This window comes from Sporosalibacterium faouarense (assembly GCF_016765695.1).
Classification (GTDB): domain Bacteria; phylum Bacillota; class Clostridia; order Tissierellales; family VENL01; genus Sporosalibacterium; species Sporosalibacterium faouarense.
In genome coordinates this window covers 186,835-199,282 of record NZ_JAETGO010000034.1, presented here as the reverse complement: position 1 = coordinate 199,282, position 12,448 = coordinate 186,835, and the positions used below count along the sequence as shown (strand labels likewise).

Here is a 12,448-nt window from a genome sequence, read left to right as displayed (position 1 = left end):
TTTCTTGATTATGTAGCAATTTGTACTATAATCGTATGATATAATACATTGAAATTTTATATTTTAAGATTAATACATAAGTTTATATTGTTTTAAATATAAATAAAGACTCCTAAAGCTATTCTTTAGGAGTCTTTACTGAAATGTGAACTATTCTACAGCTACAGGAGTATATCCTGCTTCTTCAACTGCTGCCTTTAATTTTGCATCATCAACTTCATGAGCCAATTCAACTACAGCTTTTTTATCAGAAGCACTAACTTCTGCAGATGTTACTCCACATACATTTTCTAATTCCTTCTTAACTCTACCTGCACAGTGTCCACAAGTCATTCCTTCAATTTTAATTGTTTTTTTCATTTAAATTTCCTCCTTTAAATTTCTATTAATTCAGCTAATTGCATAATTGATGTTTTGACTAACTTTTAGCAATTTGCTTATTTATATTAAACCCTAATGGGGTTTAAATCCCTTAAGTCTTAATGCATTTGTTAAAACTGATACTGAACTAAGGGACATAGCCGCAGCAGCAAACATTGGATTAAGTTTTGGTCCTCCAAAGATATATAAAAGGCCTGCTGCTATTGGTATGCCTGCTGTATTATAGGCAAATGCCCAAAATAGGTTTTGCTTGATATTTCTTATAGTAGCTTTACTTAGCTGTATTGCTGTAACTACATCTATTAAGTCACTTTTCATTAGTACTATATCAGCTGACTCCATCGCTACATCTGTACCTGATCCAATAGCTAAACCTACATCAGCTTGGGCTAAGGCAGGAGCATCATTTATTCCATCTCCTACCATTGCCACTTTCTTTCCTGTATCCTGCAGCTTTTTAACTTCACTTGCTTTGTCCTCTGGTAGTACTTCTGCTAAGACTATATCTATACCAACCTGTTTTGCTATTGCATCTGCTGTCCTTTTGTTATCCCCAGTTATCATTGCAACTTCTATTCCCATGTTATGCAATCTTTTTATTGCCTCTGCACTGCTTTCTTTTACTGTATCTGCTACGGCTACTATCCCTGCAAGCTTTCCATCTATGGCTATAAACATTGGTGTTTTGCCTTCATTTGCCAATCGGTCTGATTCCTTTTGTAGGGTAATTTCTATTTCCTTTTCATCCATCAGTTTTTTATTTCCAAGGAGTATATCTTTACCTTCAATTATTACTTCTATACCATGACCTGGTATGGCCATGAACTTATCAATTTTCTTGAATTCTAGTCCTTTTTCTTCTGCTCCCTTTACTATAGCCTCTCCTAGTGGATGTTCAGACCCTTTTTCTGCAGAACCTGCTATTTCAAGTAGCTCATCTGCTGTATATCCCTTTTCAGTTACTATATCTGTTACCTTTGGTTTCCCTTCTGTTATTGTTCCTGTTTTATCAAATACTATTGTTTTTATTTGATGGGCTGTTTCAAGAGGCACTCCCCCCTTTATAAGGACCCCATATTCTGCTCCCTTTCCAGTTCCAACCATTATTGCTGTAGGTGTAGCTAATCCTAAAGCACAAGGACAAGCTATTACAAGTACTGCTATAAAAATGGTAAGTGCAAATATTCCTGTAGCCCCTGCTATATACCATGCTATTCCTGATAGTATTGCTATTGCTATAACTACTGGTACAAAGTATCCTGATATTACGTCTGCTAGCTTTGCTATAGGTGCTTTTGAGCCCTGGGCATCCTCTACTAGCTTAATTATCTGTGCTAATGCAGTATCCTTACCTACCTTTGTTGCTTTGAACTTTATTGTTCCATTTTTATTAATACTTGCTCCTATTACTTTATCTCCTATATGTTTTTCAATTGGTATACTTTCTCCTGTTAGCATTGATTCATCAATAGATGTATGTCCTTCTATTACGGTTCCATCTACTGGTATTTTCTCCCCTGGCTTTACTAGTACTATGTCTCCTACTTCAACTTCTTCTATTGGTATTGTCATTTCTTTTCCTTCATGTATTACTACTGCAGTTTTTGGCTGTAGACCCATTAGTTTTTTAATAGCTTCTGATGTTTTTCCTTTTGTTACTGACTCTAGATATTTTCCTAATAGTATCAGCGTGATTATTACTCCAGCTGTTTCAAAATATAAGTCTTGTGAGTATTCCAAATGTCCATTATATATCTGTACTGTCCCATATATACCATATAGTATTGCTGCTCCTGTTCCTATTGCTATTAGTGAATCCATATTGGGGTTTCTATGAATTAAGGCCTTAAATCCTACTGTATAAAACTTATATCCTGCTATTACTACTGGTATTGTAAGCAGAAGCTGCACTAGGGCAAAGTTAAAGGGATATACTGATGGTTCTATTATTTCTGGTAGTGATAGACCTATCAAGTGTCCCATGGCTATATATAATAGTGGCACAGAGAAAATTGCTGATACCACGAATTTCTTCCAAAGTGTTTTCATTTCTTTTTGTCTTTTTTCCTTTTCCGCGTCTATTTCATCTCCCGCTTCTATCTCGAGTGCTTCATAGCCTGCCTTCTTTATTGCTCCCTTTATCTCGGAAATTCTTGTTGCATAGGGATTATATTGTACCTTTGCTTTTTCTGTAGCTACATTTACATTTATCTCTTCTATTCCCTTTAGCTTTCTTACCTCCTTCTCTATAGCTGCTGCACAGGATGCACATGTCATACCTCCTATAGGTATTATCACTTCTCTTAGTTCTACATCCTCTTCTGCAGCATAACCAGCATCTTTAACTGCATTCTTTATATCATCTATTGATACTGATTCATCAAACTCAACACTTAGCTTTTCAGTAGCAAAGTTTACAGTGGCACTTTGTACACCTTTCACTTTACTAACACTTTTTTCTACTGCCTTTGCACAGGATGCACAGGTCATTCCATTAATATTTAGTGTTTCTTGTGTCATTTGTTATGCCTCCTTCTTCAAAACTATATTTTTAATTATATCTAAAGCTTTATTTTTATCTACATTAGTATATACTTGTCCATTTATTTTTATTATAGGACCATTACATATCTCTACACATTTACATGTAGTTAAGTTAATTTCAACTTCTTCCCAATCTATGAATTCTAAAATGTATGATTTAATAAATTCATATAACTCAATACCACTTTCCAATTTGCAGCAGCCTTCGGATTTACACCCCATACAAACATCTATATGAATCATATATAGTTTCCCACCTATAAGTGCCATTTATTTTGTATACCCTATGCAGGTATATTTTAATCAAAAAAAATTAATTTTCATATTATATTTTGTTCACAACCAATTCCTAAGTACTTAGGAATTGGTTATGATATCCTATTAGATCACTTAAAAACTTCCCATCATTCCATTTCCACTGTCTGTGTTTGAATGACATCCTTCTGCTCCACCCATTGAATTATGCATTTGAAGCATTTCTTCTCTACTTATTGAACTCATCATCTTCGCCATAGTTCCATAACCATTTTCTTCCATTAAGTCTATCATTTTGTTATAATCTTCATCTGTCATATTATTCATGAAATCATCCATGGCTTTATAGTCATTCTTTTCTATAGCCTTTGCTGCATCCTTATATCCATTTTCTTTCATTATTTTAATCATATCTTTATATATATTTTTATCCATAACCTGCTTTTCTGATTTAACGTTTTTATTGAACAAGTCTGTTGATTGAGCATAAGCAAATCCAGTAAGTGAACCTATAGCTAATACTCCTGTTATTACTAATGCTATACTCTTTTTCTTCACTAATATCACTCCTTATAATAATTTTATTTTAGATTTATATTATTAAATACGCAACAATCATGCCAACATAGGAGATTACTAAAAATTTTAGATAAATTTATTGCTTAATTATTTTATAATACTTGCTATTACTTAATTATATCTAACAAAATATCAGTAAATTTTCATCATTATATATCCTTGCTATCTTTTTTTATCACAAGACTTTAACTAATCCATTTATTCACTTTATTCACTGTAGCATTTACCACAACCATCTGTAGTTTATGACAACCTTTTTATATGCCTTTAAGTATTATTTATCTTTCAAGAATTACATTTAATATCTCAAGACCTGTAACTACAGTAGTGATTTGTTCTTTAGATATTGAGTTTAATTTAGCTTTAAAAGATTCATCGATATTTTTTTTAAATTATTAACAACTGTATACCCTTCTTTAGTTAGTTCAATAAAAACTACTCTCTTATCATCTTTACTTCTTAATCTTGTTACAAGTTTTCCATCTTCAAGTCTATCAATGATTCTTGAAGTAGTACTATCTTTAATACTCATCATCTCACTTATTTCACAAACCTTTAATCTATTATATCTAGATAATAACTGTAGAAGAGTAATTTGTGGAACAGTCACATAATTATCTTTAATTTTATCTCCTAGCCATTGATTTAGTTTAGAATTTAATTCTCTAATTAATAATGTACTTTGAAAAATACTTTTATGAACTTTCAGAACTATTCACCACACATCTCATTTTAAAAACAATCTTTATCATTATTTGGCATATATACAACTATTCAGGTTTCTACTAATATTTATCCTTTTACTTTGCTAGTATCTTTAGTGGATTTTTTATATAAAGATATAAATATAGCATAGCTCCTATAAAAATAGTTGTATCAAATCCAAATTTAATTGAAATACTTATAGCTAATATTGAACCTATTACTGAGAAAATGCCATTGGCACCCCACATAAGAGGAATTAGTACTTTGTCATTTATGCTTTTATTAATAGCATTTATACCTGTAGGGAATGGCATTCCCATAAATATTCCCATAGGTAATAGATTCAAGAATAAAATGAAAAACTTAGCATTCAATCCTAGGTCACTCGTTAACATAAATACTCTGTCTAAACTAAAAAGAACTGTTACGATACTTAAGCCTGCTACTAATAAATACACAGATGAATTTACCAAGTATTTCTTTATTATCTCTTTTCCACTTATAAGACTTCCTATACCACTACTTAGAAGTATACTAAAAAGAACACTACTAAAGGCCAATGTTGGATTCCCTAGATACAGGCTTGTCTTCTGTACTATTGGTATCTCAACAAGCATAAACGCCATACCTATAAGTATAAAATGGGTTGATGCATTCTTTATGTGACTCTCTTTAAAGAACTTTCTTCTTACGGTCAACCAAATTAATCCCATAGCGATTCCCAAAAAAACAATCTCTCCTGGAATCAGATTTGAATAATTATAGAAGAATGGTTTATTATCAGAAATCGGACTTACATTAGCACCATATTTACTTAGAAGTTCCTTGTAGTTAATCTCATTATCACTTAATTGTTTAAACCACTCATATTCTCCACCTGGATAATGTATTGTTTGTTTTCCTTGTTTTTTGACTATATCTAAGGTCTGTGATAATTCGTGATCAGAAAATGGATTTTTCTTAAATATTACCATAGGCATCATAATACTATGACCATGGTCATTTTGATATTGTTTACTTGTTCCGTTGACTATAACAAAATAGTTTGTTATTTCACTTTGATCAACTCCACTTTCCATTAAAACCTTTATACCTGTATTTACTACTCTAGCCATATCCAAACCATCATGGGGCATAAAGCTTAATTTCCCATCTGCTGTTAACTTACTAAAATACTCCTTAAATGCTTCTTCAGTAAATAGATAGGTTTCTGATAGTGAATACATTGTATTCTCAATTGCATTAGTCATAACCATTGCAAGATATATGTTGTCATAATTTTCTTTTGTATTTTCTATGAAATTTCTTCCATCTTTATTGTATACCTTCACTTCAGGTCTACCATATATATCGCCACTAAATTCTTTATATAAATTTACTGCCTCAATCGTTGATGAGTTTATTTCTACAGCTGTTATATCTTTACTTCCCCCTAAAAGAGCTAGTAATATATCCTTGCCACCTCCGGACCCAATTACTAATGATTTATCATTTTCACCTATTGAAAAGGGCAAGAAAGCTGTTTTATTCTTTAGGTATTCAACACTCTTTAAATTTCCGTTAAATTTTATTATTGGAGCAGATCCACCGCCATCTGTTACTACTGTTTTTTCATTTTGATTTGTTGTTTCAATTACATCTGTTCTAGATACTGCATTCCATTTTGAGTAAGATATACCCAGAGGCTTCTCATCAGTTGTTTTTAGGTAACTAATCAAAGTATTTGGACTTGTAATGTAAGATGTAAATCCTTTTTCAATATTTAATACAGTTGTTGGTTGGTATATTAGTCCTAGTATACCTAAAATCAGTATAAGCTTTGTTATAATCATCTTAGTAGATTTAAAATATATAGATATAAGTACAGCTGCAAATAAAGAGATTCCAGTTATAATCACTAAACTATACATAAATCCATATATATTCATGATCTTTATTATTAAAATACTTCCTAAGGCGGAACCTACTAAATCCATAAAGTATATCTTATAACTACCTTCAGCAAATTCCCTGAATATTATAGATATTAAACCTCCACCAAATATAAAAGGAATAACACCTATAAATGGATATAGGAAAAATATTCTAATATAGGGGAGCTTATATATTAGCATTATAGTTCCGATTATAGCTATGGGTAAAAAAAGGGCATACTTTAATGTAAGCTGTCTAATATCTACATGTTCATTATTTAGCTTTCTGTAGACCAATATGCCTCCTAATCCACTCCCTAGTATTGAGAAGGAAACTACTAAAAAAACTAGGTTAAAGCTTAAAATCACTGAAAATAGTCGGGTTAATAAAACTTCATAACTAAATAGGGAAAGTGTTATTAGAAATACTGAAAAATATATCATTTGGTCTTTTTTTAACCTCGCCATATTACTTTTCCACTTTAACCTTTACTTCTTTGGTTTTATCATCATGGAAAGAATCCTTATGTTTGCCTTTTTTCATACTAAACATCATTCCTACATGCATTAAAGGCATAAGCAAAAATATTAACCAAGTAGGTGTGCTCCCCTTGAAGCCAAATAACGGTAGACCTGCAATTATCAAAATTGGTATTAAGCAACAAAGCATCATCATTAATCCATGTTTTAGTCCATGTCCATTCTTTTCAGTGCCCTTATTCATTTCCTTTGATTTATCATTTTTATGATTTTGCATATAATTTCCTCCTCGTCTTTTCTTATATTTTAATCTTTATATTAATGTACAAAATAATAAATCCAAATTCCAATAGCACCTATTAAAATAATTCCCACGTAGTGAGTGATGGGTGTTATAGCAGCCTCACTTGATTTATTAACATGGTCACTTTGATTACGTTTCTTCAAAATATTATTCATTATTAAGGCACCAACTATAATCCCTAAACTTGTAACATGGGCAATAGTAAATGGACCAAACACAATTGGATTAATCCTAAAGAATTCTACTATTCCTCGTATTATAGAAAAACCAATTATATATTTAATGAATAATTGACCATTATATTTTGTCTTATCTCTTGATTTCCATAAATACGTAAATAATACTAAGTTAAGAAGAGCCTCATATATTTGTGCTGGGTGCAGTAGTTGATTATTAACACTTACTCCCCAGAAATAGGCTTTTGTCATCGGAATTCCAAATACATCACAACCTATTCTACCTATAGCCTGCCCCATAATAATTCCAGGTGCAAAAGCATCAGCTGCTTTACCAAAGCTAATATTCTTCTTTTTTGTGTACCATAGAGCAAATAGTACTCCAAAAATCAAAGCCCCTTGAATAGAGAGTCCACCATCTCTTAAGGCTAAAATATCTTTTGGATTTTGAAGATAATACTTAGCGTTAAAAGCAAATACATAATATAGTCTAGCTCCTACTATGGCAGAAATTATAGTGTATATTGCTAAATCAGTTAATTTGTCAACACTTAACCCTTTTCTTTTAGCTTCTTTGGTCATAATATATATTCCAACTATCATTCCTAATACAATTGTTAATCCAAATAAATATATTGCATAGTGTCCTATTTTAAATACCTCTACCACTATCTTCATCCTCCCTGACTCTATTTAAAACATCTGTTTATTAGATAACACTCAAGTAAAATGTTATTTAAAATCCTTTAATATAAAAACTTACTTTTTAGTTTTATGACTATCATTACTCTTCTGATTAGCTTCGCAGCAATCAAGTCTTCCTGAACCAAAATTCTTCTTATTTGCCTCTTCTAATTTTTTTAAGAAATTTTCAAACCACTTTTTCATATTTCATCTTCCTTTCATTTATTTTATTAATATATTTTGAAAATTAACTTATCCTAAAATTTTAGCAAACTATTACTCACAATATGGGCACTGTCTCCAGAAAATATTAATCATCCTCCCACAGCCTTCACATGCTCTTTTAAGTCTTTCCTTGCAATGAGGACAGTAAATATAATCTTCTTCTATATCTTCACCACATTTAAAACACTTTAGCTCAACTTTTTCAGAAATACAGTTGCACTGTTCATACGTATGGACCTTTGATATAGAGTAAACCGATATTAACAATATACCTACTAATATCAACATCATAATCCTTCAGCATTCCCTTCACTATGATTCCCACAGTATGGACATATATCTAAGTCTCTATTAATATGGGTTCTACAATATTCACACCTCTTAGTAGAAGTTCTATTTTGCTTAAATAATATATATGTTAAAAGTAATAACAAACTTAGGGGTATATAGTACATAACTAGTAATTTTAATCCATTTAATCCACTTCCACAAATGCTACCATAGAAAAAATGATGTGTTGCACCATAAAAAATTATATATATTATTATTAAAATTATAATTCCTATGAGAATTATCTTCTTTTTCATTTTTATCCCTTCCTAAGTTGTGAGTTTTAACACAGTAGTTGTTGAATTTCAAACAATAGTCTATTTTTTAAATGTTGATAGAATTAGTCTTCTCATTATCACTTATCATTTTTTCTGAATTCTTTTTATCATTATCATCGCAACAGCTATTTCCCTTTTGACTATGTCCGTGGCCACAACAACCACCCCTCTTTATCATTGTGTAAACTAGATAGCCTATTAATAGTAAATACAAGACTCTTAAAATTATAAGCATTTTAACCTCTCCTTTTATATACAATTTATAGTTATATTAATTGCTAGATTAGCACTGCTAAGTGATGAATTCCTACTGTGAAATAAACTAATAGAGTAAACAGAATGCTTGATATAACAAACTCTTTTACTTTTTTCATTATCTATTACCCTCCTAAATTACTTACATTAAATATTAAAGCAATTTCCATGCCAACAATTCAATATATATATCATCTATTTACGAGTTATACTATTTAACAAAAAAAATCATAATTAAAGCAGGAGCATTCTGCATTAATCATGATTCTTTATCAAAACTCTATTTAAAAATCTTATTATTAATAACTTTAAACATCACTTTCAATTTAAAATTATTACTCTTCTTCAAGATCTACTATTAACTTCTTCATTTTATCAATTTCTCTACGTTGTACTTTTATAATTTCATCAACAAGAAATGTTCTCCAAATGAAGTATCTACCATTTGTGCAGATAAAGGAAAAATAAGATCTGCTACATCTCCCCCTGCCCACACTGTTCCTACCATTAACGAAATATTAATTTCAGAATTTAATGCGAAACTAATTGCTAAAGGCATTATTAGTGCCCAAGTTGCCCATGAAGAGCCTATGATTGCACTAGTTATCCCTTAGGTAATCAAAAGAAAGAGACTTCCAAAATAAAATTTTATCAAGTTCAATTTTTGCAGTTCCTTTATATTTTTGTAACTCATTAGCAAGATAAATTGTTATCCCTGCCTCCTTGATAAGCTGGTAATTTTCATGGGAACGGTCAGGGTTTCCTAATTTCATCATTGGAGTCGGGATAGTGGCTCCGGAACAACCACCCAAACTACGTTTCCCTTTATAAATTACTACTTCTCCACCTTTCTCATTAATGTAATTAGAAGCTTTAGTTGAGATACTAAATTCCATAAAATACCTCCAATCATTATTTCATATCTTTTAATTATGTTTTACAAGAGAACATCATTACAAAATATCTTTCTTTACATATCTCCTTTGGTAATAGTTTCATCAGTGTTGAATATTTTATTCTGAGTTAATTTCCTTTGTTGGTTTTAAGCAAAATTAACATTATATAATTAAAAAAATCACTAATTTGAGTATTTAAATTACCCTTCGAAATACGTTGAACAGAATCAATTGACTTATGCAATGTTTTGACTATCGAACTAGAAAGGATTAAAGTTTCAGGTTAAATTAGTGTTTAAAATCTAAATAATAATTTGAGCCAAAATAGCTGCCGTTGCAAATGAAATTACAAAACTTCCTATCCATATCAAAGCAGATTCTTGCCAACTTCTTTCTTTAAATATAACCATAATAGCAGCTATACATGGTACAAAGAGGGTTATTGTTACTAAAGATACTACAACCTGTGCATTTGTTAACAATCCTTGAGTTGCTAAGTTATTTAATCCTGCTGCTCCAAAGTCTCTTCTAACAATACCCATTATAAATGCTTCAGCTACCTTTGGATGTAACTTTAATACTCCCTCTGTAAATGGTGAAAGTGAATTAGCAATAGTGTCTAGTAGACCTGTATATTGCATTACTGCAATTACTAGTCCACCGATAATAAATAAAGGTGTAGCTTCCTTTAAGAACATAACTGATTTAGTATAGGTTTTTCTTAAGACATTTCCTATTCTTGGGAATCTAAGTGGTGATAAATCTATTAAAAGATCTGTAGATTCTCCAGGCATTATCTTGTTAAGAATAGTTCCTGTTAAAACAAATATAATAAATATCGTTAAAGTATATATCATAAATGCTTTAAACCCAAGTGGTGCAATAAGTCCCATTATAACTCCCAATTGAGCAGAACATGGAATAGCAAGTCCTAGCAGCATTGTAGCAATGAACTTTTCTCTTTTTGAACCTAAAAGTCTTGTAGTAATTGTTGCCATAGTAACACATCCAAAACCTAGAATCATGGGTATAACAGCTCTTCCATTAAGCCCTAGAGATGTAAGCATTCTATCTACTAAAGTAGCTATCCTTGGTAAGTATCCCGAATCTTCTAATATAGATAAGAATAAGTAAAATCCTACTACTAGTGGCAATAAAAGTCCAAGCATATAAATAGGAACCATTGTTAATAGTCCAAATTCTCCTATAAGTAATTCTCCTAATAATGTTGACTCATTTATAAAGTTACCTACCGAATTCATAATAAAGTTATAATAATATTCTCCCATTATAACTTCTTCTGTTATTCCTACTACTGTTTGTGCAACAAAAACTCCTATAGCTTGATACATCAAATATAAAGTAAATAAAAGTATAGGAATTCCTGTTATCGGTTTAATCATCATTCTTCCTAATTTAATTCTAAAAGAAGCATTTTGATTTGTTTCAGAAACGACATTATTTACTATTTCATCTACCCTAGTTCTTCGTAATTTGTAAAGGGATTCTCGCTGGGAAAATGATTCTACTAAGCTATGTCTTTCAATTAAATTCTCATCTTCTTCTAATACAAGCAATGCTTCAGATTCAGTATCTACTTTATCAATAACTTTATCAATTAGAGATTCAATTTTCTTTATCCTATTACCTGTCTTAGCCCTATATATAGCATTCTTCAACCTATCAAGACCTTCACCCTTGATAGCCGTTGTAGGAATAACCTCAACTCCTAACTCTTTGGATAACCTATCTATATCTATTGTAATTCCATTTCTTTTTACATCATCCATCATATTTAGTGCAACTATAACTTTTTTACCCATATCAATTATTTGCTGTGTTAAGAACAAATCTCTTTCCATATGTACTGCATCTACTACGTTAACGACTATATCAGCATAAAGAATAATATCACGAGCAACACTTTCTTCATCGTTAAAGGAAGATACTCCGTATACCCCTGGAGTGTCCATAATAACATCTTCACCAAATTTTCCTGTGCTTATATCTATGGTTGTTCCGGGAAAGTTGGAAACATCTACATAAAGACCTGTTAAATAATTGAAAAAGACTGACTTTCCTACATTTGGATTTCCTGCTAATACTATTTTTTTAGCTTCATTAGGTATATCTATTTTAACTGCTGGATTGTGGCAGCATTCCATACTAAAACCTCCTAATTATGTTTTCTTTACGAAATCAATTTCACTTTAATTCTCCTAGCTAAATTTCTTCCTATAGCAATTTCTTGAAGTCTATTTTTTAAAATAATTGGTCCAGTTGGTATTTTTTCAGAACAACTAAGTTTTGCTCCTTCAAACATCCCTAGTCTAATAGCCTGTACTCTAATTTTAGAGTCTGGTATTTCAATAATTTCAATAATCTGTCCTCTTTTTGCACAATCTAAAGTCAATACATTCATCCTCCTAAGCATAAATTTTAA

General features: G+C 31.0%; 16 protein-coding genes. All 16 read right to left on the bottom strand.

All coding sequences use genetic code 11. The features are described from left to right. Nucleotides 1–150: 150 nt before the first annotated feature. The 16 genes from JMO20_RS05780 to JMO20_RS05710 all read right to left on the bottom strand — a co-directional run bounded on the left by JMO20_RS05780 (nt 151) and on the right by JMO20_RS05710 (nt 12,418). A complete protein-coding gene (locus JMO20_RS05780; RefSeq protein ID WP_202708578.1) occupies nt 151–360 on the bottom strand; it encodes a heavy-metal-associated domain-containing protein in 210 nt (69 codons plus the stop codon). 93 nt (nt 361–453) lie between these two features. After that, nucleotides 454–2,901 (bottom strand): heavy metal translocating P-type ATPase, encoded by a 2,448-nt coding sequence (locus JMO20_RS05775; protein WP_202708577.1) that lies wholly within the window; start codon nt 2,899–2,901, stop codon nt 454–456. A gap of 3 nt (nt 2,902–2,904) precedes the next feature. Continuing rightward, a complete protein-coding gene (locus JMO20_RS05770) occupies nt 2,905–3,168 on the bottom strand; it encodes a (2Fe-2S) ferredoxin domain-containing protein (RefSeq protein ID WP_202708576.1) in 264 nt (87 codons plus the stop codon). A 147-nt stretch (nt 3,169–3,315) separates the two neighbouring features. Continuing rightward, nucleotides 3,316–3,738 carry a hypothetical protein gene (locus JMO20_RS05765; RefSeq protein ID WP_202708575.1) on the bottom strand — a complete coding sequence of 141 codons (423 nt, stop codon included), beginning with the start codon at nt 3,736–3,738 and terminating at the stop codon, nt 3,316–3,318. A 373-nt stretch (nt 3,739–4,111) separates the two neighbouring features. Continuing rightward, nucleotides 4,112–4,369, bottom strand: a complete 258-nt coding sequence (locus JMO20_RS05760) for a MarR family transcriptional regulator (protein ID WP_202708574.1) — start codon at nt 4,367–4,369, stop codon at nt 4,112–4,114. A gap of 190 nt (nt 4,370–4,559) precedes the next feature. Then, nucleotides 4,560–6,845 (bottom strand): spermine/spermidine synthase domain-containing protein, encoded by a 2,286-nt coding sequence (locus JMO20_RS05755; protein ID WP_202708573.1) that lies wholly within the window; start codon nt 6,843–6,845, stop codon nt 4,560–4,562. A gap of 1 nt (nt 6,846) precedes the next feature. Then, a complete protein-coding gene (locus tag JMO20_RS05750; RefSeq protein WP_243414639.1) occupies nt 6,847–7,134 on the bottom strand; it encodes a hypothetical protein in 288 nt (95 codons plus the stop codon). A 41-nt stretch (nt 7,135–7,175) separates the two neighbouring features. Then, a complete protein-coding gene (gene lgt, locus JMO20_RS05745; RefSeq protein WP_341533983.1) occupies nt 7,176–8,006 on the bottom strand; it encodes a prolipoprotein diacylglyceryl transferase in 831 nt (276 codons plus the stop codon). A 90-nt stretch (nt 8,007–8,096) separates the two neighbouring features. Further along, nucleotides 8,097–8,225, bottom strand: coding sequence for an LDCC motif putative metal-binding protein (locus JMO20_RS20290; RefSeq protein ID WP_279380057.1), 129 nt, complete (start codon nt 8,223–8,225; stop codon nt 8,097–8,099). Between the two features lie 72 nt (nt 8,226–8,297). After that, nucleotides 8,298–8,531 (bottom strand): zinc ribbon domain-containing protein, encoded by a 234-nt coding sequence (locus JMO20_RS05740; protein WP_202708571.1) that lies wholly within the window; start codon nt 8,529–8,531, stop codon nt 8,298–8,300. A 2-nt stretch (nt 8,532–8,533) separates the two neighbouring features. After that, the gene (locus JMO20_RS05735; RefSeq protein ID WP_202708570.1) at nt 8,534–8,833 is read right to left on the bottom strand and encodes a hypothetical protein; all 300 of its coding nucleotides are present in this window, start codon (nt 8,831–8,833) and stop codon (nt 8,534–8,536) included. A 67-nt stretch (nt 8,834–8,900) separates the two neighbouring features. Continuing rightward, the gene (locus JMO20_RS05730) at nt 8,901–9,089 is read right to left on the bottom strand and encodes a hypothetical protein (RefSeq protein ID WP_202708569.1); all 189 of its coding nucleotides are present in this window, start codon (nt 9,087–9,089) and stop codon (nt 8,901–8,903) included. A 417-nt stretch (nt 9,090–9,506) separates the two neighbouring features. After that, nucleotides 9,507–9,668: a Na+/H+ antiporter NhaC family protein gene (locus JMO20_RS05725; RefSeq protein ID WP_202708665.1), complete on the bottom strand. Its 162-nt coding sequence runs from the start codon at nt 9,666–9,668 to the stop codon at nt 9,507–9,509. A 40-nt stretch (nt 9,669–9,708) separates the two neighbouring features. Continuing rightward, complete coding sequence (locus JMO20_RS05720; protein WP_202708568.1) at nt 9,709–10,005, bottom strand: CC/Se motif family (seleno)protein; 297 nt, start codon at nt 10,003–10,005, stop codon at nt 9,709–9,711. Nucleotides 10,006–10,307: 302 nt separating this feature from the next. After that, the gene (gene feoB / locus JMO20_RS05715) at nt 10,308–12,170 is read right to left on the bottom strand and encodes a ferrous iron transport protein B (protein ID WP_202708567.1); all 1,863 of its coding nucleotides are present in this window, start codon (nt 12,168–12,170) and stop codon (nt 10,308–10,310) included. Between the two features lie 26 nt (nt 12,171–12,196). Beyond that, complete coding sequence (locus JMO20_RS05710) at nt 12,197–12,418, bottom strand: FeoA family protein (RefSeq protein ID WP_202708566.1); 222 nt, start codon at nt 12,416–12,418, stop codon at nt 12,197–12,199. Nucleotides 12,419–12,448: the final 30 nt, after the last annotated feature.

Excerpts from the sequence above, each read along its gene's own strand:
- JMO20_RS05720 (WP_202708568.1), bottom strand. The coding sequence starts at position 10,005 with ATGGAATTTAGTATCTCAACTAAAGCTTCTAATTACATTAATGAGAAA.
- JMO20_RS05775 (WP_202708577.1), bottom strand. The coding sequence starts at position 2,901 with ATGACACAAGAAACACTAAATATTAATGGAATGACCTGTGCATCCTGT.
- JMO20_RS05770 (WP_202708576.1), bottom strand. The coding sequence starts at position 3,168 with ATGATTCATATAGATGTTTGTATGGGGTGTAAATCCGAAGGCTGCTGC.
- feoB (WP_202708567.1), bottom strand. The coding sequence starts at position 12,170 with ATGGAATGCTGCCACAATCCAGCAGTTAAAATAGATATACCTAATGAA.
- JMO20_RS05755 (WP_202708573.1), bottom strand. The coding sequence starts at position 6,845 with ATGGCGAGGTTAAAAAAAGACCAAATGATATATTTTTCAGTATTTCTA.
- JMO20_RS05730 (WP_202708569.1), bottom strand. The coding sequence starts at position 9,089 with ATGCTTATAATTTTAAGAGTCTTGTATTTACTATTAATAGGCTATCTA.
- JMO20_RS05750 (WP_243414639.1), bottom strand. The coding sequence starts at position 7,134 with ATGCAAAATCATAAAAATGATAAATCAAAGGAAATGAATAAGGGCACT.
- JMO20_RS05735 (WP_202708570.1), bottom strand. The coding sequence starts at position 8,833 with ATGAAAAAGAAGATAATTCTCATAGGAATTATAATTTTAATAATAATA.
- JMO20_RS05725 (WP_202708665.1), bottom strand. The coding sequence starts at position 9,668 with ATGCCTTTAGCAATTAGTTTCGCATTAAATTCTGAAATTAATATTTCG.
- JMO20_RS05780 (WP_202708578.1), bottom strand. The coding sequence starts at position 360 with ATGAAAAAAACAATTAAAATTGAAGGAATGACTTGTGGACACTGTGCA.
- JMO20_RS20290 (WP_279380057.1), bottom strand. The coding sequence starts at position 8,225 with ATGAAAAAGTGGTTTGAAAATTTCTTAAAAAAATTAGAAGAGGCAAAT.